18 protein-coding genes and 2 tRNA genes are annotated in these 18,524 nt (G+C 68.0%); 3 read left to right on the top strand and 17 right to left on the bottom strand.

Annotated elements, in window-relative coordinates:
* Nucleotides 1-25: 25 nt before the first annotated feature.
* Complete coding sequence (locus tag AC1HIL_RS12885) at nucleotides 26-2,443, bottom strand: UvrD-helicase domain-containing protein (RefSeq protein ID WP_057589486.1); 2,418 nt, start codon at nucleotides 2,441-2,443, stop codon at nucleotides 26-28.
* 219 nt (nucleotides 2,444-2,662) lie between these two features.
* On the opposite strand from AC1HIL_RS12885, the gene AC1HIL_RS12880 reads away from it, so the two are divergent.
* Nucleotides 2,663-3,640 (top strand): GMP reductase, encoded by a 978-nt coding sequence (locus tag AC1HIL_RS12880; RefSeq protein ID WP_057589697.1) that lies wholly within the window; start codon nucleotides 2,663-2,665, stop codon nucleotides 3,638-3,640.
* 4 nt (nucleotides 3,641-3,644) lie between these two features.
* Here AC1HIL_RS12880 and AC1HIL_RS12875 read toward each other — a convergent pair whose 3' ends face one another.
* Nucleotides 3,645-4,514, bottom strand: a complete 870-nt coding sequence (locus tag AC1HIL_RS12875) for an alpha/beta hydrolase (protein WP_057589485.1) — start codon at nucleotides 4,512-4,514, stop codon at nucleotides 3,645-3,647.
* 96 nt (nucleotides 4,515-4,610) lie between these two features.
* Here AC1HIL_RS12875 and AC1HIL_RS12870 point away from each other — a divergent pair.
* A tRNA-Ala gene (locus AC1HIL_RS12870) sits at nucleotides 4,611-4,686 on the top strand.
* Between the two features lie 58 nt (nucleotides 4,687-4,744).
* On the opposite strand, the gene AC1HIL_RS12865 is transcribed toward AC1HIL_RS12870, so the two are convergent.
* Nucleotides 4,745-5,449, bottom strand: coding sequence for an SDR family NAD(P)-dependent oxidoreductase (locus AC1HIL_RS12865; RefSeq protein ID WP_057589484.1), 705 nt, complete (start codon nucleotides 5,447-5,449; stop codon nucleotides 4,745-4,747).
* 156 nt (nucleotides 5,450-5,605) lie between these two features.
* Here AC1HIL_RS12865 and AC1HIL_RS12860 point away from each other — a divergent pair.
* A tRNA-Lys gene (locus AC1HIL_RS12860) sits at nucleotides 5,606-5,681 on the top strand.
* A gap of 151 nt (nucleotides 5,682-5,832) precedes the next feature.
* On the opposite strand, the gene AC1HIL_RS12855 is transcribed toward AC1HIL_RS12860, so the two are convergent.
* The 14 genes from AC1HIL_RS12855 to AC1HIL_RS12790 form a co-directional block, all read right to left on the bottom strand.
* Nucleotides 5,833-6,012 carry a helix-turn-helix transcriptional regulator gene (locus AC1HIL_RS12855; protein ID WP_057589483.1) on the bottom strand — a complete coding sequence of 60 codons (180 nt, stop codon included), beginning with the start codon at nucleotides 6,010-6,012 and terminating at the stop codon, nucleotides 5,833-5,835.
* 195 nt (nucleotides 6,013-6,207) lie between these two features.
* Nucleotides 6,208-6,453 (bottom strand): DUF2274 domain-containing protein, encoded by a 246-nt coding sequence (locus AC1HIL_RS12850; protein WP_057589482.1) that lies wholly within the window; start codon nucleotides 6,451-6,453, stop codon nucleotides 6,208-6,210.
* Nucleotides 6,450-7,733, bottom strand: a complete 1,284-nt coding sequence (locus AC1HIL_RS12845; protein ID WP_057589481.1) for a TraB/TrbI/VirB10 family type IV secretion system protein — start codon at nucleotides 7,731-7,733, stop codon at nucleotides 6,450-6,452. The genes AC1HIL_RS12850 and AC1HIL_RS12845 overlap by 4 nt, the downstream gene beginning before the upstream one ends.
* Before the next feature lie 2 nt (nucleotides 7,734-7,735).
* A complete protein-coding gene (trbG, locus tag AC1HIL_RS12840; RefSeq protein WP_057589480.1) occupies nucleotides 7,736-8,734 on the bottom strand; it encodes a P-type conjugative transfer protein TrbG in 999 nt (332 codons plus the stop codon).
* Nucleotides 8,731-9,432 (bottom strand): conjugal transfer protein TrbF, encoded by a 702-nt coding sequence (gene trbF / locus AC1HIL_RS12835; protein ID WP_057589479.1) that lies wholly within the window; start codon nucleotides 9,430-9,432, stop codon nucleotides 8,731-8,733. Before trbF ends, trbG begins: the two co-directional genes overlap by 4 nt.
* 15 nt (nucleotides 9,433-9,447) lie before the next feature.
* Nucleotides 9,448-10,812, bottom strand: a complete 1,365-nt coding sequence (gene trbL / locus AC1HIL_RS12830; protein ID WP_057598236.1) for a P-type conjugative transfer protein TrbL — start codon at nucleotides 10,810-10,812, stop codon at nucleotides 9,448-9,450.
* A complete protein-coding gene (locus tag AC1HIL_RS12825; RefSeq protein WP_057597640.1) occupies nucleotides 10,809-11,075 on the bottom strand; it encodes an EexN family lipoprotein in 267 nt (88 codons plus the stop codon). The genes trbL and AC1HIL_RS12825 overlap by 4 nt, the downstream gene beginning before the upstream one ends.
* A 7-nt stretch (nucleotides 11,076-11,082) precedes the next feature.
* Nucleotides 11,083-11,841: a P-type conjugative transfer protein TrbJ gene (gene trbJ / locus AC1HIL_RS12820; RefSeq protein WP_057597639.1), complete on the bottom strand. Its 759-nt coding sequence runs from the start codon at nucleotides 11,839-11,841 to the stop codon at nucleotides 11,083-11,085.
* Nucleotides 11,838-14,297 carry a conjugal transfer protein TrbE gene (gene trbE, locus AC1HIL_RS12815; protein WP_057597638.1) on the bottom strand — a complete coding sequence of 820 codons (2,460 nt, stop codon included), beginning with the start codon at nucleotides 14,295-14,297 and terminating at the stop codon, nucleotides 11,838-11,840. The genes trbJ and trbE overlap by 4 nt, the downstream gene beginning before the upstream one ends.
* A gap of 9 nt (nucleotides 14,298-14,306) precedes the next feature.
* Entirely contained in the window at nucleotides 14,307-14,588 is a 282-nt protein-coding gene (locus AC1HIL_RS12810) for a VirB3 family type IV secretion system protein (RefSeq protein ID WP_057597637.1), read from the bottom strand.
* On the bottom strand, nucleotides 14,585-14,917 hold the full coding sequence (locus AC1HIL_RS12805; RefSeq protein ID WP_057597636.1) for a TrbC/VirB2 family type IV secretion system protein: 333 nt from the start codon (nucleotides 14,915-14,917) through the stop codon (nucleotides 14,585-14,587). Before AC1HIL_RS12805 ends, AC1HIL_RS12810 begins: the two co-directional genes overlap by 4 nt.
* The gene (trbB, locus tag AC1HIL_RS12800) at nucleotides 14,914-15,960 is read right to left on the bottom strand and encodes a P-type conjugative transfer ATPase TrbB (RefSeq protein WP_057597635.1); all 1,047 of its coding nucleotides are present in this window, start codon (nucleotides 15,958-15,960) and stop codon (nucleotides 14,914-14,916) included. The genes AC1HIL_RS12805 and trbB overlap by 4 nt, the downstream gene beginning before the upstream one ends.
* Nucleotides 15,957-16,466 carry a hypothetical protein gene (locus tag AC1HIL_RS12795; RefSeq protein WP_057597634.1) on the bottom strand — a complete coding sequence of 170 codons (510 nt, stop codon included), beginning with the start codon at nucleotides 16,464-16,466 and terminating at the stop codon, nucleotides 15,957-15,959. Before AC1HIL_RS12795 ends, trbB begins: the two co-directional genes overlap by 4 nt.
* On the bottom strand, nucleotides 16,463-18,520 hold the full coding sequence (locus tag AC1HIL_RS12790; RefSeq protein WP_057598237.1) for a conjugal transfer protein TraG: 2,058 nt from the start codon (nucleotides 18,518-18,520) through the stop codon (nucleotides 16,463-16,465). Before AC1HIL_RS12790 ends, AC1HIL_RS12795 begins: the two co-directional genes overlap by 4 nt.
* Between the last annotated feature and the right edge of the window lie 4 nt (nucleotides 18,521-18,524).

The following is an 18,524-nucleotide window of genomic DNA, read 5'->3' as shown; positions in this document are numbered from 1 at the left end:
GCGGCCCCGCGGGCCGCGCCCCGGCTCAGACCGGCGTGAGCTTGGCCACCGACAGCGCCAGCCACTTCACGCCGTGGCGCGTGAACTTGACCTGCGCGCGCGCATCGTCGCCGCTGCCCTCGAGCGCGGTCACCGTGCCTTCGCCGAACTTGTTGTGGAACACCTGCATGCCCGAGCGCAGGCCGTGCGAGGGCGCGGCCTTCTGGGGCGGCACGGGCGGGCTCGCGAAGGTCTCCTTGCCGGCGCCGCCACCGTAGGACTTGCCGCTGTATCCGCCGCCACCCGCGCCGCGCGTGCTGCCATAGCCGTTGCCATAGCCGAAGGCCGAGTTGCCGAAGGCCTGGTTCTTGGGCGTGAGCCACTTGAGCGCGCCCTCGGGCAGCTCGTCGAAGAAGCGGCTCTTGACGTTGTAGCGGGTCTGGCCGTGCAGCATGCGGGTCTGCGAATGGCTCAGGTACAGCCGCTTGCGCGCGCGCGTGATCGCCACGTACATCAGGCGGCGCTCCTCCTCGAGGCTCTCGTAGTCGCTCATCGAGTTCTCGTGCGGGAACAGGCCCTCTTCCATGCCGGTGATGAACACGCAGTCGAATTCGAGACCCTTGGCGGCATGCACCGTCATCAGCTGCACCGCGTCCTGGCCGGCCTGGGCCTGGTTGTCTCCCGATTCGAGCGCCGCATGCGTGAGGAAGGCCGCAAGCGGGCTCAGCGTTTCGCCGGTCTCGGCGTCGGGCGCCAGCGGCTCGTCGAGCAGCGGCCGGCCCGGGTCGATGCCCTGGCTCGCGGGCGACTGGCGCAGCTCGTCGACCGGCAACGCCACCGCGTCGCGGCCGAAGCCTTCCTGCGTGACGAAGCTCTCGGCCGCGTTCACCAGTTCCTCCAGGTTCTCGATGCGGTCGGCGCCTTCGCGGTCGGCGCGGTAGTGCTCGACCAGGCCGCTGTGGTCGAGCACCAGCTCGATGATCTCGCGCAGGCTCACGCCCTGCGTTTGTTCGCGCAGCACATCGATCTTGGCGACGAAGGCCGTGAGGTTGGAGCCGGCCTTGCCGCCGACCGCGTGCACGGCGTCGTGCAGCGAGCGGCCCGCGGCGCGCGCGGCGTCCTGCAGCTGCTCGAGCGTGCGCGCGCCGATGCCGCGCGGCGGGAAGTTGACGACGCGCAGGAAGCTGGTGTCGTCGTCCTTGTTCTCGAGCAGGCGCAGGTAGGCCAGCGCATGCTTGATTTCGGCGCGCTCGAAGAAGCGCAGGCCGCCGTACACGCGGTACGGCACCGAGGCATTGAACAGCGCGGTTTCGATCACCCGGCTCTGCGCGTTGCTGCGATAGAGCACGGCCATCTCCTTGCGGTCGATGCCGTCGCGCACCAGCTGGCGCATCTCCTCGACCATCCACTGCGCCTCGGCGAGGTCGCTCGAGGACTCGTAGACGCGCACCGGCTCGCCGGGGCCTTGATCGGTGCGCAGGTTCTTGCCCAGGCGCTTCTTGTTGTGGCTGATGAGCTCGTTGGCCGAGTCGAGGATGTTGCTGTAGCTGCGGTAGTTCTGCTCCAGCTTGATCTGGTGGCGCACGTCGAACTCGCGCACGAAGTCGGCCATGTTGCCCACGCGCGCGCCGCGGAAGGCATAGATGCTCTGGTCGTCGTCGCCCACGGCAACCACGCTGTTGTCGCCCGGCACGAACTGGCCCGCGACGGTGTTGCCCGCGAGCATCTTGATCCAGGCGTACTGCAGCCGGTTGGTGTCCTGGAACTCGTCGATCAGGATGTGGCGGAAGCGCCGCTGGTAGTGCTCGCGCACCGGTTCGTTGTCGCGCAGCAGCTCGTAGCTGCGCAGCATCAGCTCGCCGAAGTCGACCACGCCCTCGCGCTGGCACTGCTCCTCGTAGAGACGGTAGAGCTCGACCTTCTTGCGGTCGTCCTCGCTGCGGATCTCGACCGCGTCGGGGCGCAGGCCGTCTTCCTTGGCGCCCGCGATGAACCACTGCGTCTGCTTGGCCGGGAAGCGCTCGTCGTCGACGTTGAACTGCTTCATCAGCCGCTTGATGGCCGAGAGCTGGTCCTGCGTGTCGAGGATCTGGAAGGTCGACGGCAGGTTGGCCAGCTTCCAGTGCGCACGCAGGAAGCGGTTGCACAGGCCGTGGAAGGTGCCGATCCACATGCCGCGCACGTTGACCGGCAGCATCGCCGTGAGCCGCGTCATCATCTCCTTGGCGGCCTTGTTGGTGAAGGTCACGGCCAGGATGCCGCCGGCGGACACCTGGCGCGTCTGCAGCAGCCAGGCGATGCGGGTGGTGAGCACGCGGGTCTTGCCCGAGCCGGCGCCCGCGAGGATCAGCGCGTTGCCGGCCGGCAGCGTGACCGCTGCGAGCTGCTCGGCGTTGAGGTTGTGCAGCAGCGGCAGGTCGACCGGCGGCGGGGTGCGGTCATCGGCCGCGAATTCTTCGAACATCCATCGATTGTAGAAACCACGGCGTATGCGGGTTATATGAAGTTCCGGAAGACCTCCCCACGGGAGGCTGCGTAGAATCAATCACCGGGCCCAAGTTTTTGTGCCCGGTTTTTTGTGCGCGTCGCCCGCCCCCGCAGGGGCTTTCGCAGCGACGCCGCCGAAGCCGGCCAGACCAAGCGCTCACTCGTTTTCAACGACTTCCTCCAGGAGCTTGGTTTCATGCAAATCTTCGATTACGACAACATCCTGCTGCTGCCGCGCAAGTGCCGCGTGGAGAGCCGCTCCGAGTGCGACACCAGCGTCACGCTCGGCGGCCGTACCTTCCGCCTGCCGGTGGTGCCCGCCAACATGAAGACGGTGGTGGACGAGTCCATCTGCCTGTGGCTGGCGCAGAACGGCTACTTCTACGTCATGCACCGCTTCGACCTCGACAACGTCGCGCTCGTCAAGCGCATGCAGGGCCATGGCGTGTTCGCCTCGATCTCGCTGGGCGTGAAGAAGGCCGACTACGACACGGTCGACCAGCTCGTCGCGCAGGGCCTGGTGCCCGAGTACGTGACGATCGACATCGCGCACGGCCATGCCGACAGCGTGAAGAACATGATCGGCTACCTCAAGCAGAAGCTGCCCGCGACCTTCGTGATCGCCGGCAACGTCGGCACGCCCGAGGCGGTGATCGACCTCGAGAACTGGGGCGCGGACGCGACCAAGGTCGGCATCGGCCCGGGCAAGGTCTGCATCACCAAGCTCAAGACCGGCTTCGGCACCGGCGGCTGGCAACTCAGCGCGCTCAAGTGGTGCTCGCGCGTGGCGACCAAGCCGATCATTGCCGACGGCGGCATCCGCGACCACGGCGACATCGCCAAGAGCGTGCGCTTCGGCGCCTCGATGGTGATGATCGGCTCGCTGTTCGCGGGCCACGAGGAATCGCCGGGCCAGACCGTCGAGGTCGACGGCGCGCTGTTCAAGGAGTACTACGGCTCGGCCAGCGACTTCAACAAGGGCGAGTACAAGCACGTCGAGGGCAAGCGCATCCTCGAGCCCATCAAGGGCAAGCTGGCCGACACGCTGGTCGAGATGGAGCAGGACGTGCAGAGCTCGATCAGCTACGCGGGCGGCCGCACGCTGATGGACATCCGCAAGGTCAACTACGTCACCTTGGGCGGCGACAACGCAGGCGAACACCTGCTGATGTAGGCCTTCAGGACTCGAGCAGCTGCACCGCGAGCCGGTGCAGCCGGTGCGAGGAATCGGCCAGCGCGTCGACCACGCCGAAGTGGTCGAGGCCCGGCAGTAGCTCGCACACCGGCACCGCCCGCGAGCCCCAGGCCTCGCGGATCATCGCGTTGTGGCGGATGAACTCCTCGCTCTCGTTGCCGCCCGCCACCGCGTAGAGCAGCCCGCGCTTCGGCGCCGGCCAGTACGCGGGGCTCGCGCGGCGCACGTCCTCGTCGCTGAGCCGCAGCACCTGCTCGAGGAAGGGCGTGCGCTGCAGCGGCGCGAGGTCGTACAGGCCCGAGATCGACAGCGCATTGCGCACCAGGTGCTCGGGCAGGTCCGGCGCCACGGCCTTCCAGTCGCAGGCCAGCAGCGCCGCCGCCATGTGGCCGCCGGCCGAATGCCCGGCCACCGTGATCCGCGCGGGATCGCCACCATGCGCCGCGATGTGGCGCCAGGTCCATGCGAGCGCGCGCACCATCTGCAGCACGATGCCCGGCACCGTCACGGGCTGCTCGGGCGTGCCGGGGCACAGCGCGTAGTTGGGCTGCACCACGCAGACGCCGCGGTCGTTGAAGGCGGGCGCGATGAAGGAATGGTCCTTCTTGTCCATCGCGCGCCAGTAGCCGCCGTGGATGAAGACCAGCACGGGCGCGTCGGGCACGGGCGCCGGGAACACGTCGAGCGTTTCGTTGACGCCCTCGCCGTAGCGCAGGTCGATCCGGCTCGGCAGCGCATCGCGCGCCGCGGCGGATTCGCGCGCCCAGCGCGCGAAGTACGCCGGGTGTTCCTTCACCCGCGCGAGGTTGTTGTACATGCCTTCGAGCCAGGCGGGGTCGCGCGAGGGGGTCATGGGGTTGCCGGGGTCCGGTGCCGTTTCTGGGAGGCGCGCATCTTGGCATGCGGCGAGCACGCTGCCGCGAGTTCCGGCTAAAATTCGCCTCGCGTTGGGGGGGTAGCTCAGCTGGGAGAGCGCCGCGTTCGCAATGCGGAGGTCGGGAGTTCGATCCTCCTCCTCTCCACCAACCGACAAAAAAGGGCCTTGGCATCCGCCAAGGCCCTTTTGCTTTGGTGCATCGCGTATCAGTCGAGCGCGAGGTGCTGGCCGTGCAGCGCCGCCGCGCCGGGCGACGCGAGAAAGCCGATGGTCTGCGCGGCGACCGCGGTCGACACCCATTCGGCCGGGTTCGCATCGGGCATCGCCTGCCGGTTGGCCGGCGTGTCGAGCACGCTGGGCGCCACGCTGTTGATGTTGACGCCATGCGGCGCCGCCTCGGCCGCCATCGCCTCGACCAGCCGCTGCAGCGCGCTCTTCGACGCGATGTACGACGCCATCGCGGGCAGGCCGCGCGCCGCGACCTTCGCCGTCACCGCGACGATGCGGCCGGCGCGGCGTTCGATCATCGAGGGCAGCAGCGCCTGCGTCACGGCCACGAAGGACCAGGCGTTGAGGTTCATCATCCGGTCCCAGCTCTCGCGCGTGAGCGCGTGCGTCGCCTCGCCCATCTCGAAGCCGCCGGCGATGTGCACCAGCGCATCGACGCGGCCGAAGGCCTTGAGGATCTGCTCGGACAGGCCGGCCATCGAGGCGGCAGAGGTCACGTCGCCGGCCAGCAGCAGGTGCTGCGAGTTGTCGAGGCCCGGGAACACTTCGGACAGGCGCCCGGCGTGGTGGTCGATCAGCGCGGCGCGCGCGCCCTGTGCGAGGAAGTGTTGTGCAACGGCGCGCCCGAGTGCGCCCGCGGCACCGGTGATCACGACATGCGGCGCGGTGTTGGCATCGCTCATGGAAGTTCTCCTGAATGGGAAAGAGAGGGGGCGAACCCCCTTCGTCGGTGCCGAATGCTAATCCGCCACACACGCCGCATACAAAAATTTTGAGAACAACGAATTTCTACGCTATACTCGCAGACTTGCCTGAAAACGAATATGTTTTCAACGCAAGGGCTCTTAGCTCAGTTGGTAGAGCAGCGGACTCTTAATCCGTAGGTCGAGTGTTCGAGTCACTCAGGGCCCACCAAAATACCGAAAAGAATCAAGCACTTAGATCGAGAGATCTAGGTGTTTTTTTCTTTCGCGCACCTCGTTGCTCTCCGTGTCCGAGTCGTGTCCGAAATTTGAGTCTATACCGCACGCGGTACACCCTGACGTCGTTCCGGCCCCACACGGTACTACACATGAAGCCTTGGGGCGACGTATCCCTGCGGGTCGTCGATCCAGGTCTGCAGCGCATCCGGGCTCCAGCCGCACGCCCTCCCCCCCAAATGCACGGGCGCCGGAAACTTCCCATCCGCGATGCGGCGGTACAAGGTGGCGCGACTCAGCGCGGTAATTCGCAACACGTCGGCCATGCGGTAGAACGCGGGAGCGACGGCGCCTTCTCTGCGCGTGGGCTGGCGGACTGTTGATGATTCTCGAAGAGGCATGGCGAACTCCTGATGGACAGGCCCTCAGAGTGCCGCCAGCGCATGCAATAACCCACCCATCCCAGCGTGGCCTAGCGAACGGCAGCGATACCGCCGCGAGTCATGCAGTCCCGAGCTGCCTCAATCTGGTTCGGGCGCCGTGGCTTTCCTGCATGCCACCCTGAAACCTCGGTCCCGCGCGATGAATGCCGCCAGCATGTGCGGGATCAGCGTGGCCGCATCCACGGGCGCCTGGTGCATGCCCGCATGTACCTGCGCATAGGCGTCGAGTTGTGCCTTCAACTCGGCCGACAGCGCGATCGTGAGCTTGACCGCATCAGGCTTCGGGATCGGCCCCAGGCTCAGGCGATGACCTGCCTTGCTCATCGGCCCCCCCCGCGCTGGACGAACAAGGGCTGGTAAGGGCGCAACACGAGATCTCGTGAAACGACCAGCCGCACTGGCAAACCGGGCCGCGCGCTCAGCGTCGGCTGGATGTTGAGGTTTCGCCGGGTCATCTCCTGCCCCACTTGGTTTACGCTGTCCTGCAGGCTGTCGCGCCCGGCAATCACGATGCGGTTGCCGTCCTGCCGGTTCTCCGGCGAGGCCAACTCGGCGCCGACACCCAGCAGCGTCGTCAGCGCCGCCCCAGCGAAGATCCGGCCCCAGTGGTAGTCCACATCGTCCTCCAGGCCCGCATAACCCGCCGGATCGGTGCCCACGAGGCTGTCCAGCGTCAGCGAGGACGTGTCAGGCAGGATGATCCGGTTCCACACCACCTGCACGCGGCTCTGCCCGTAGCTGACCTGGCTGTTGTACTTGCCGAGGATGCGGGATCCTTGAGGGATCAGCAGGAACTTGCCCGTGGCCGTGTCGTAGACCGGCTCCGTCACCGTGGCGATCACGTCGCCCGGCAAGTCCGACTTGATCCCCGTCACCAGTGCCCCGGCGATCACCGTCCCGGCCATGACCTGGTACGGCGATGTCGGCAGCGTCAAGCTGCCGGCGTTGCGGGTTTCAGTAGAGCCGGCTTTCAGGAACGCCTCCTTCTGGTCTTGGCGGTTCTGCGCGGCAGTCGAGTCGGCCTGCGCCGCTGTCGAGGCCGGTCCGGCCGCCAGCGGATTGAAGCCCGCCAGGGCACTGGCAGCACCCGGCGCCGCAGGCGCTGCCTGGGCGGCTGTCGCCGTACCCTTGCCCTGGTTCCCCGTGCGGAAGAACACCGACGAGGCCGCCGCCGCCTCGGCCTCCTTGCGCAATGCGTCCGCAGGATCGTGTCCAGGCGGTGCATAGGCCGGCACCACCGGCTGCTGAGACTTCGCGATGGCCGGCCCGAGATCGCCCGGCAACGGTGGCCCCAGCTCAGGCACTTTCTCGGGCACCTTGGCCGGCAGCTTCGAGTAGTCCGCCGGCAGGCCATCCAGCCCCGCCGTCTTCGACACGCGATCGACGTTGTAAAGCTCGTTCTGCTGGCCCGCGCCGCGCCGATGTGGCTGCAAGGACCAGATGGCGGCGCCCAGCACGGCGACGGCCAGGCCACCCATCAGCATCGCCAGCGTGCGCCGGTTCAGGCGTGTCACCGGACGCGGCTGCGCGCGCAGCGCCACCGCCTCGGGCGCGACCTTGCCAGCCGAAGGCGCGGCAAGATCGGGAGAATCGTCCTGGCTCATGGTCAGTTCCCTTTGGCGAGGCCGTCCGTGCGCTCGATGCGCACCACATCGCCCTTGTCTCCGCCCAGGCGCAGCTCGGCCGCGCCGAACAGCCGGTCCACGATCAGGTATGGCGAGCGGAAGCGGTAGTTGACCAACTGTCCGTCGCCCTGCGCGCCGATCACGAACAGCGGTGGCAGTTCGCCCTGGGCGATGCCAGGCGGGAACTGCACATAGACCTTCTCGCCGTCATCGAAAGCGCGCAGCGGCTTCCAGGGCGGATTGCTGCCGCTGATGGCATAGCGGAAGCGGATCTTCTCCAGCGACAGCCCGGACTCCACCGGCGCGGCGGCGCTGGCCGCCTGCGCCTGTCGCTGCAAGGCCAGCATCCTGTCCTTCGGGTACTCCCAGGACACCGATGCCATCCATGCCTTCTCGGTCGAAGTCAATTCCAGGAGGTAGGTGCGCCGGTTGCTGGTGATCACCAGATTGGTCTTGAGGCCCGAGCGGATCGGCTTGACCAGCACGCTCACGCGCAGGTCGGCCCCTGCGCCGCTGGACGTGTCCCCCACGATCCAGCGCACCGTGTCGCCAGCGGCCACCGTCACCAACTCCTCGCCCGGCTGCAAGGCGATCACGGTCACGCGACCCACGGCCGCATAAACCTGGTACAGCGCGCCGTCGCTGTACGGCCAGACCTGGATCGCATTGACGTAGCCCTCGCGGGTGGGCGCGACGCGCGCCTCGGCATTGGCGCGCGAGACACGCACCTTCTCGTCAGCTGGCTCCGGCGCAGCCGGGGCGGCATCCGCCTCGGGCAGCGGTTTCAACTGCGCCGGCAGCGCCAGCGGTTCCGGCACCGTGACCACCTCCACGGGCTTGGGCGGGTCCGGCAGCGGCAGCGGCTGCGCCTGCGCCGGCTCATCGAGCGAGATGACCGGCGGCGGCTTGCCTTGCGAAGCGCAGCCCGAGAGGGCCACCACGGTCAGCACAAGAGCGTAGAAACGCAAAGACAATCTCATGGTTTCGCTCCTTCGGAGTCCAGCTCACGGCTCCACGCGAGTCCATTGACGTAGATGCCCAGGGGATTGCGGCGCAGCCGTTCCTCGGTGCGCGGGGTCTGCAGCACGATGGACACCACGGCCGTCCACCGCTCCAGGCCGGCAGCTGCGCCGCTGACGTAGCGGCGCTCCGTCCAGCGCACGTTGAAGGACGTGTCGCTGGCGCGCACGACGCTGGTGATCTGTACCGTCACCGACTCCTTGCCGATGCGGGTGAACGGGTCGTTGACCCGCGCGTAGTCGTTCAGCACCACGGCACCCTTGTCGGTGGTGTAGTCGTAGGCATCGAGCCAGTTCTGACGGACCACGATCGGGTCGATGGACAGGGACCGCACCAGCGAGACAAAGCGCGCCAGGTGGTGGGCGATCTGCGCGTCGCCAGGCCGGTACGGCGCGGCCGCTTCGCCCACCGTGCGCACCTGACCGGCCTGGTCGACCTCGATGACGTAGGGCGTGACGATGGACTGCGCCGAGCGCCACGCCAGGCCACCCGCCATCAGCAGCGCCAGCCCCAGGCAGCCGAAGGCCATGAAGCGCCAATTGCGTGCCTGCACGCGGGCCGAGCCGATGCGCTCGTCCCACACCTGTGCGGCGGACTGGTACGGCGTGGCAGGCTGCGGCGTGTCGCCGTAGCGCACCAGAGGACGTTTGAATCGCATGAGGTCTCCTTGAGATCAGGACGAGGGATCGCGCAGGCTGGGGCCTGAGCCGCCGCCGCCGTGATCGCCCGAGCGCAGCACGTGCGCGGTGGTGGTGGCCGCGTGCGCGACGTGCTGGCGCCTGCGCATGCGCTGCGCCCAGGCGGGCTCCGAGGTGGCGGGCTGCGCCACTGACTCGGAGGCAGAGGCCGAAGCGGCAGCGGGCGCGGCCGCTTCGGCCACAAAGCCCGCCACTCGGTCCCTGACTGCCCTGGCGCCAGCGGCCACGCGCTGCCCGGCCGCACTGGCGCCGGTCTTGGCCACATTGGCGATGCCGGCGCCCGCTGCGCGGACCGAGCCACCGGCCGAAGCAGCCGCCCCAGCCTGGTAGGCCTGCTTCGCACCCGCGGCCAGGGTCGAGGCCGAGCGGGCTGCGGCCGCCCCGCCGCCAATGGCGGCACGCGCGGTGCCGGGGGCCATGCGCGCACCGGCTGCTGCGGCTGAACCCGCGCCTGCGACGGCCGCGCCACCGGCGACGGCCAAGCCGGCCGCACCGATGGCCGTGCCCGCTGCCGCGCCCGCCCCAAGTTGCGGCGCCCCGGACACCAGCCCAGTAGCAATGCCGGGGCCGAAGATACCCAGCCCCAGCATGGCCAGGGACGCCAGCATGACCACCAGCGCATGGTCGATCAAGGGATCGGCACCGGGTGCCACGGTGAATTCCGAGAACAGCGTCGATCCGATGCCCACGATCACCGCCAGCACGAGCACCTTGATGCCCGAGGACACCACGTTGCCCAGCACCTTCTCGGCGAGGAAGCTGGTCTTGTTCCAGAGGGCAAAGGGCACCAGCACGAAGCCGGCCAGCGTGGTCAGCTTGAACTCGATCAGCGTGACAAAGAGCTGCACCGCCAGCACGAAGAAGCACACGATCAGCACCAGCCAAGCCAGGAACAGCACCCCGATGGTGTCCAGATGAGCGAACACCTCGGGGAAGCCCGCCATGCTCCCGATCTGCTCCATGATCGGGCGGCCGGCGTCGATGCCGACCTGCGCCAGGCGCCCTGGCTGCAACAGTTGGCCCTGGGACAGCGTGGAGCCGGACGCCTTCAGCCCCAAGCCAGCGAACGAGTTGAAGACGATGGCCGCCAGCCGGTTGAAGTTGCCCAGGATGTAGGCGAAGGCACCTACGTAGAGCACCTTCTTGACGAGCCGGGCGATCACGTCGTCGCCCTGGCCCGACGCATGGCTCATGGCCCAGAACAGGCCCGCCAGCGTCATGTCGATCGCCACCAGGGTGGCTGTGAGGAACCCTACCTCGCCTTGAAGCAGCCCGAAGCCCGAGTCGATGTAGCGCGAGAAGACGTCGAGGAATCGGTCGATGATGCCGACGTCGTTCATGGTGCCCCGTCCCTGGCCGGCGGCCTCACAGGATCGTTTGCGTAGGGTGACGGCGTGGGACGCATGAAGCGCCGCCGCGTGGCCTCGGCCACCGCGTTGCATTGCGCGTCACCGATCTTGGCGTGGTCGGCCTTGCAGGCGGCGCGCAGTTCCTTCAGCCGCTCGAGGTTCCCCACCAGCGATTCCACCGATTCAAACGGCGCCGGCTTGCCGCAGGCAGCAAGCATCAGCGTCGCCGCAGCCATGATGAACAGCCTGTTCATGGCTGCCTCACTGCCCGCTGTAGAAGTTCACCGTCTGCGGCGTGTACGGCGTGCCGCTGCCCATGAAGCGCCGGCGTACCTCCCGCGCCCGCTCCTGCACCGCCGCCTGCCGCGCCTGCTCCAGCGCCACGGCGCGGTCCTGCGTGATCTGCAGGCGCTGTGCCTGGATCGTCTGCTTGGCCTGCAAGGCCAGAAGCTGATTGGTGGCCTGCATCGCCTGCAGCGCACCGGAGGCCGACTGGCTCTGGCCCACCAGGTCGGCCAGCGTGCTTTCGTCCTCGCCCAGGTTCTGCGACACCTGCGCCTGCATGCGCAGGGTGGTCTGCAAGCCATTGAGCGTGTTCTTCCAGCGCTCCTGCGCATCGCGCAGCATCTGGTCGCCGCTGACGGTGGCGGCGTACTGCTCGGGGTACAAGCGCGCGAAGTCCTGGTCCATCTTCGCCAGGTCGTAGGCCAGCCCCTTGGCCTGGGCGATCAGCCGCTGCGTGGTCGCCAGGTTCGCTCGCAGCTGACCCACCACGCTCGACGGAAGATTGGCCAGATTGCGTGCCTGGTTGATCAACATCTGCGCCTCGTTCTGCAGTTGCTTGACCTGGTTGCTGATCTGCTCCAGGGTGTTGGCCGCCGTCAGCATGTTCTGCATGAAGTTGGAGGCGTCGAACACGGTGTCGCCAATGCCGAAGATGGCGTGTGCGGGCTGCACCGCGCCGAAGGCGAGCGTGCAGGCCACGGCCAGGGCGGCGAGCTTGGGGGTGCGGGACTTCATGGCAAGGTCTCCTTGGGCGAGTCAACGAAACGAAGGGAAGCCGGCGAAACGCCAGGGAACGAGGGCAGCAGATCCGCGGCCCAGTCGAGGCCGCGATGGCGCAGCCAGGCGCCGGCGAAGCCGGGCACGCCGGAGGCTTGAAGCACGCGGTCGATGTCTTGCTGGTCCTGCGGCGTGGAAGCGCCCGCGAAGGCGAGCGTGGCCGGCCCCAGGTCGAGGTCGAACACCCGGTTGCCGAGGCGGGACTGGTAGTAGTAGTCGCGCTTGGGCTCGGCCGTGGCGACGATCTCGATCTGCCGCCGGTTCAATCCGAAACCCTCGTAGATCGAGCGGATCTGCGGCTCGGCCGCTTGCGGGTTGGGCAGGAAGATGCGGCTGGCGCAGCTCTCGATGATGGCCGGCGCGATGGCCGACTCCTTCACGTCCGCGAGCGACTGCGTGGCGAAGACGATCGAAGCGTTCTTCTTGCGCAGGGTCTTGAGCCACTGGCGGATGCGCGCCGCAAAGAGCGGGGTGTCCAGGAACAGCCAGGACTCGTCCAGAATCAGCAGCGTCGGCGCACCGTCGAGCCGCTCTTCGAAGCGCGCGAAGAGATAGCGCAGCACGGCCATGACGGCGGCCTTGCTCGTCATCAACTCTTCCATCTCGAAGGCCTGAACATCCGCGCTGCCCAGCCGGTCGTGGTCGGCATCCAGCAGCTTGCCGTGCGCGCCCCCGAGCACGTACGGCGCGAGCGCCTGGCGCAGCGCATTCGATTGCAGCAGTACCGACAGGCCCGTCATCGTGCGCTGCTCCAGCGGCGCACCGGCGAGGCTCCCCAGGGCCGTCCAGACGGCCTCGCGCTCCGGCGGCCCGACCGCCACGCCCTCTTGCACCAGCCGCCCCTCGATCCACTCGGCGGCCCAGGTGCGCCAGCCTTCGCGGTCGATGCGCGCGAGCGGCTGGAATGCCACCCCTCCATCCGGCCTCAGGTCGTAGTGCTCGCCACCCAGGCCCAGAATGGTGGCCCGGATCGAACGGCCCATGTCGAAGGCGAAGATGCGCGAGCCCGGATAGCGCCGGAACTGCATCGCCATCGTCGCCAGCAACACCGACTTGCCCATGCCGATGGGACCGACCACCAACGTGTTGCCGACGTCGCCGATGTGCGTCACCAACCGGAATGGCGTGGCGCCATCGGTGCGCGTGACGATCAGCGGCGGGCCATCAAGGTGGCGATTGCGCTCCTGGCCGGCCCACACCGCCGACACCGGCATCATGTGGGCCAGGTTCAGCGTGGACACGATGGACTGGCGCACGTTCGCGTAAGCATTGCCCGGAATGGACGACAGCCAGGCATCGACGGCATTCAGAGTCTCGGGGATGGTGACGAAGCCTCGGCCCTGGATGGCCCGCTCCACCATGCGCAGCTTCTCGTCGGCTGTGGCCGGATCGGCATCGAGTACCGTCACTGTCGCGGTGAGATAGCCGAAGGCCACCTGATCGCCCCCCAACTCCTGCAAGGCGGCGTCTGCGTCGGCGGCCTTGTTGTTGGCGTCGGTATCGACCAGCGGGCTTTCCTGCTGGAAGATGGTTTCGCGCAGCAGCGCAATGACGTTCTTGCGCTTGGCGAACCACTGGCGGCGCAGCCGCATCAGTTCCTTCTCGGCCTCGGCCTTGTCCATGCAGAGGAAGCGGGTTGACCAGCGGTAGCCAAGGCCGAGACGGTTCAGGTCATCCAGCATCCCCGGCCAGGTCGAGGTCGGGAAGCCCCGAACGGTGACCACCCGCAGGTGCTGGTCGCCCAGCATGGGCGCCAGGCCGCCGACCAGCGGGGAATCGGTCAGCAGCGCGTCGATGTGGAACGGCACTTCCGGCACGCCGACTCGGTAGCGCCGCGTCGAGATGCTTGCATGCAGGTAGGTCAGCGTCGCCGCATCGCCGAGCCAGGCGATCTCGGGCATCACGCCGTTGAGCAGGTCGAAGATGCGATCCGTCTCCGCGACAAAGGCGGTCAGCCGCTCGCGCCAGTCCACGCCTTCGGTGGGCCGGTTTTCGTACAGCAGCCCGGCTGCGCGGGCACGCGACTCCTCGGGCGGCAGGTACACCAACGTCAGGTGGTAGCCGCTCTCGAAGTGATTGCCCGAGTCCTCGAAGGTGGCCCGCCGTTCTTCATCGACCAACCAGGACAGCGGCTCGGGAAACTCCGAGTGCGGATAGTCCGCCGCCAGCCGGCGCTCGGCCTCGATGAACAAGGCCCAGCCCGACCCCAGCCGGCGCAGCGCGTTGTTCAGCCGCGCCGTGGTGGCGATCAGCTCGCCCTGGGTGGCGCTGTCCAAGTCGGGTCCACGGAAGCGCGCCGTGCGCTGAAATGAACCATCCTTGTTCAGCACCACACCCGGCGCCACCAGACCGGCCCAGGGCAGCCAGTCGGCCAGCGGCGCGGGCCGCTGGCGGTACTCGGCGAGGTTCAGCATGGGATCCCCTCACACGTCCAGCAGCGGCTTGTGCTTGATGTGCCGGGCGAAGACCTGCATGAACTGCGGATCAACGCGCGCACCCCAGACCGCCAGCGTGTGGCCGACGATCCAGACCACGACGCCCGCAATCCACAGTTGCATGCCCAGCCCCACGGCGGCGGCCAGCGTGCCGTTGGCGATCGCCACGGTGCGCGGCGCACCGCCGAGCAGAATTGGTTCCGTCAGTGACCGATGCAAGGGAACCTCGAAACCGGCAGCGAAGCTCGGACTATCGGAAGCTGCGGTCATGCCAGCACTGCTCCGCCTGAGAAGCTGAAGAAAGTCAGGAAGAACGAGGATGCCGCGAACGCGATCGACAGCCCGAAGACGATCTGAATGAGCTTGCGGAAACCGCCCGAGGTGTCGCCGAAGGCCAGCGCCAGCCCGGTGGCGATGATGATGATCACCGCGATGATCTTGGCCACCGGCCCCTGGACCGAATCCAGGATCGACTGCAGCGGCGCTTCCCAGGGCATGCTGGAGCCGGCTGCGCGCGCGGGCAGTGCCGTTGTGAACAGCAGCAAGGTAAGCGTGGCCGCTGGCAGGTACGGCGAAGCGGTTTTACGGAAAGTCTTCATGGCGCATCTCCTGTGGTGGCTGACGGAGGGTTAAAAATCTCGGGAAACGGCAACCCCAGCGAGGCGTCGAGCTGGTAGCCGTGGTGGTCATGCCCGGTGACCCGTGCGATCTCGCGCACGCGGCGCGCATGGCCGCGCCCGGCGATGTGGACGATCACGTTCACGGCCTCGGCGATCAGCGCCCGCGGCACCGTGACGCTGACCTCCTGCACGAGTTGTTCGAGGCGCACCAGCGCACCCTGGGCGGAGCCGGCGTGGACCGTGGCGATGCCTCCGGGATGGCCGGTGCCCCACGCCTTGAGCAGATCCAGGGCCTCCGACCCGCGCACCTCGCCGACCACGATGCGGTCCGGGCGCAGCCGCAGCGTGGCGCGCACCAAGTCGGCCATCGTGCTGACGCCCGGCTCGGTGCGCATGGCGATGTGGTCGTCGCTTCGGCACTGCAATTCCACGGTGTCTTCGAGGATCAGCACGCGGTCGCCGGTGGCCGCGATCTCATCGAGCAGCGCGTTGGCGAGCGTGGTCTTGCCCGTGCTGGTGCCGCCGGCCACCACGATGTTCTGCCGCTCGCGCACGGCCGTGCGCAGGAAGGCGGCCTGCGCCTCGGTCATCACGCCATCGGCCACGTAGTCGGCCAGCGTCATGATGTGCAGCGCGCACTTGCGGATGGCGAAGGACGGCGCCCGCGTGATGGGCGGCAGCACGCCCATGAAGCGCTCGCCCGTCTCGGGCAGTTCGGCCGAGAGCAGCGGCGCCCCGGGATGAACCTCGGCGCGCACGTGCGCCGCCACCAGCCGGATGATCCGCTCTGCCACGGGCGCGGGCAGCTTGTGCCCAGTGGGCGCGCGGCCGGTGCCCAGGCGGTCCACCCACAGCGTACCGTCCGGGTTCAGCAGCACCTCCACGATGTCGGGGTCTTCCAGGGCGGCGGCGATCTCCGACCCCATCGCGGTGCGCAGCATGCGGATACGGCGCTCGGCGGACTCGGCATGCCTTCGGCCATCGCCTCCGGCATCGTTGTCCGGTGGGTCGGTGCGCTTCATGGCTTGTCTCCTTCTTGGTAGGCCGGTGCGTCTTCTCCCGGCACAACGCTGGTCGCGGCTGACATCGGGTCGCCATGGCCTTCATGCAGTGCCGTGAAGTCCGGGCCGATCTCCTGATGGATCTCCCGGACTAGGCTGCGCCCGCGCTGGATATGGCGGGCAAGCTGTTCGATGAACTGCGCGTAGCGCGCACGCCCCTGTGCGCGCACGGCCTCCTGCTGCTGCTCGGGCACCGGCAGCGCCAGCGTGAGGTAGTGCCGTACGAACAGGGCCACGGTTTCGATCAGGATGGACTGGTCCCGCTCCAGCCGGTCGAACTGGCGTGAGAGGCGGTCCAGGCGCCTGGCGATGGCCGCCTCGCGCTGATCCATCGCGTCGGGCGACAGGAACGAGGCCAGCGCCGCCGCGATCACCGAGGACTTCGAGACGCCGCGGTGGATGGCGAAGTCCTCCAGCCGCTTCGCGTGCTTGGGTTCGATGAAGATGTTCAGGCGTGCCCGGCTCATAGCGCGATCCCGTCGTCAGGGTCCAGCGCGGCCAGCCGGGCGTTTCGCATGAGCTGGCGATCCATCTGCTGGTCCAAGTCGCGCGGCAGCAGCGGGGTGCCGTCGTCGTCGCGCTCGTCGTCCAGCAGGATCAGGTCGCCGGCTTCGGGCTCCTGTCTGGACTGCTCCGCGACATCCAGTTCCGGCTTGAGCTGGTGGCCGCCTTCATCGGCGAGGCCGGCGGCGTCGCCTGTTGCCGTGCTGAATGCAGGGGCTGGAATAGTGAGACCGCTCCAGTCGTCCGCACGGCCAGTGGGTTTGTCGGCATAGGTGCCGGCGGCAAGGACAGGCGGCGCCAACACGCGCCCGGTGAAGTTGCGGTCCTGGTAGTAGCGCAGCTTCTTCGCGCGGATCGGCGGATGGCCCGAGACCATCACCACGGCGTCGTCGGGTGGCAGTTGCATCACCTCGCCGGGCGTGAGCAGCGGCCGGGCTGTCTCCTGGCGCGAGACCATCAGGTGGCCCAGCCACGGCGCCAGCCGATGCCCCGCATAGTTGCGCTGGGCGCGCAGTTCGGTGGCGGTGCCCAGCGAATCGGAGATGCGCTTGGCCGTGCGCTCGTCGTTGGTGGCGAAGGCGATGCGCACGTGGCAGTTGTCCAGGATCGAGTGGTTCGGGCCATAGGCCTTGTCGATCTGGTTCAGAGACTGCGCGATCAGAAAGGCCCGCAGGCCATAGCCCGCCATGAAGGCCAGCGCCGACTCGAAGAAGTCCAGCCGGCCCAGGGCCGGGAACTCGTCGAGCATCAGCAGCAGCTTGTGCCTGCGTTCGATGCCGTCGCTGCCATCCAGTGATTCAGTGAGGCGACGGCCGATCTGATTGAGGATCAGGCGGATGAGCGGTTTCGTCCGCGAAATGTCCGATGGGGGAACGACCAGATACAGCGACACCGGATGCTCGGCCGAGATCAGGTCCGCGATGCGCCAGTCGCAGCGCGAAGTGACTTCGGCCACCGTGGGGTCGCGGTACAGGCCCAGGAAGCTCATGGCCGTGGACAGCACGCCCGAGCGCTCGTTGTCGCTTTTGTCCAGGACTTCGCGGGCGGCGGACGCAACGACAGGATGTGGGCCATCGCCGATGTGCAGCGTGCTCATCATCCGGTGCAGCGTCACCTCGAAGGGGCAAGCCGGGTCGGAGAGGAAGTTCGCGACGCCCCGGAGGGTCTTGTCCTCGCCCGCGTAGAGCACGTGCAGGATGGCGCCGACCAGCAGCGCGTGGCTGGTCTTCTCCCAATGGTTGCGCCTCTCCAGCGCGCCCTCGGGGTCCACCAGGATGTCGGCGATGTTCTGCACGTCGCGCACTTCGTGCTCGCCCCGGCGCACCTCAAGCAGCGGGTTGTAGGCGGCCGAGCGCGCATCGGTCGGGTTGAACAGCAGGCAGTGCGAGAAGCGTGCACGCCATCCGGCGGTCAGGTGCCAGTTCTCACCCTTGATGTCGTGGATCACGGCCGAGCCCGGCCAGGTCAGCAGCGTGGGCACCACCAGACCCACGCCTTTACCGGAACGCGTGGGCGCGAAGGCCATCACGTGCTCCGGTCCTTCGTGACGCAGGTAGGCACCGCCACTGGACACCAGGCGGCCGAGGAAGACACCCGCTGCCTTGGTCAGCCCGGCCTTGTCGATCTCTGCGCGCTCGGCCCAACGCGCGGAACCATAGGTGGTGACGCGCCGAGCAAGACGAGAACGCCACACCGCCATGCCGATCGCCACGCCAGTGGCCAGCAGCCCGCTCCCCGCCGCGATGGCGCCGCCATGCGCGAAAACCTGCGGTGCATAGGCGTCGTACAGGAACCACCACTCGAACAGCTTCCAGGGCGCATACACCGGCCTGCCCGACAAGTCGAACCATGCTGGCCCCAAGCGCGTCTGGTGGCCCAGCGTCTGCGCCGTCCACTGGGTGGCTCCCCACACACCGCCGAGGGCTACGGCCGTGACCGTCGCGATCTGGCCGAACAGGATGCCCGTGTGGGTACCTGTTCTCGCGTTGCCTTCGGCATGGTTTCCGGGTTGCGGCATGCAC

This window comes from Variovorax sp. ISS6 (genome assembly GCF_056523145.1).
This window is presented reverse-complemented; position numbering and strand designations above follow the sequence as displayed.

Bases quoted from the DNA above. Each gene is read 5' to 3' on its own strand.
- AC1HIL_RS12885 (WP_057589486.1), bottom strand. From the start codon at position 2,443: ATGTTCGAAGAATTCGCGGCCGATGACCGCACCCCGCCGCCGGTCGAC.
- AC1HIL_RS12880 (WP_057589697.1), top strand. From the start codon at position 2,663: ATGCAAATCTTCGATTACGACAACATCCTGCTGCTGCCGCGCAAGTGC.
- AC1HIL_RS12875 (WP_057589485.1), bottom strand. From the start codon at position 4,514: ATGACCCCCTCGCGCGACCCCGCCTGGCTCGAAGGCATGTACAACAAC.
- AC1HIL_RS12865 (WP_057589484.1), bottom strand. From the start codon at position 5,449: ATGAGCGATGCCAACACCGCGCCGCATGTCGTGATCACCGGTGCCGCG.
- AC1HIL_RS12855 (WP_057589483.1), bottom strand. From the start codon at position 6,012: ATGGCCGACGTGTTGCGAATTACCGCGCTGAGTCGCGCCACCTTGTAC.
- AC1HIL_RS12850 (WP_057589482.1), bottom strand. From the start codon at position 6,453: ATGAGCAAGGCAGGTCATCGCCTGAGCCTGGGGCCGATCCCGAAGCCT.
- AC1HIL_RS12845 (WP_057589481.1), bottom strand. From the start codon at position 7,733: ATGAGCCAGGACGATTCTCCCGATCTTGCCGCGCCTTCGGCTGGCAAG.
- trbG (WP_057589480.1), bottom strand. From the start codon at position 8,734: ATGAGATTGTCTTTGCGTTTCTACGCTCTTGTGCTGACCGTGGTGGCC.
- trbF (WP_057589479.1), bottom strand. From the start codon at position 9,432: ATGCGATTCAAACGTCCTCTGGTGCGCTACGGCGACACGCCGCAGCCT.
- trbL (WP_057598236.1), bottom strand. From the start codon at position 10,812: ATGAACGACGTCGGCATCATCGACCGATTCCTCGACGTCTTCTCGCGC.
- AC1HIL_RS12825 (WP_057597640.1), bottom strand. From the start codon at position 11,075: ATGAACAGGCTGTTCATCATGGCTGCGGCGACGCTGATGCTTGCTGCC.
- trbJ (WP_057597639.1), bottom strand. From the start codon at position 11,841: ATGAAGTCCCGCACCCCCAAGCTCGCCGCCCTGGCCGTGGCCTGCACG.
- trbE (WP_057597638.1), bottom strand. From the start codon at position 14,297: ATGCTGAACCTCGCCGAGTACCGCCAGCGGCCCGCGCCGCTGGCCGAC.
- AC1HIL_RS12810 (WP_057597637.1), bottom strand. From the start codon at position 14,588: ATGACCGCAGCTTCCGATAGTCCGAGCTTCGCTGCCGGTTTCGAGGTT.
- AC1HIL_RS12805 (WP_057597636.1), bottom strand. From the start codon at position 14,917: ATGAAGACTTTCCGTAAAACCGCTTCGCCGTACCTGCCAGCGGCCACG.
- trbB (WP_057597635.1), bottom strand. From the start codon at position 15,960: ATGAAGCGCACCGACCCACCGGACAACGATGCCGGAGGCGATGGCCGA.
- AC1HIL_RS12795 (WP_057597634.1), bottom strand. From the start codon at position 16,466: ATGAGCCGGGCACGCCTGAACATCTTCATCGAACCCAAGCACGCGAAG.
- AC1HIL_RS12790 (WP_057598237.1), bottom strand. From the start codon at position 18,520: ATGCCGCAACCCGGAAACCATGCCGAAGGCAACGCGAGAACAGGTACC.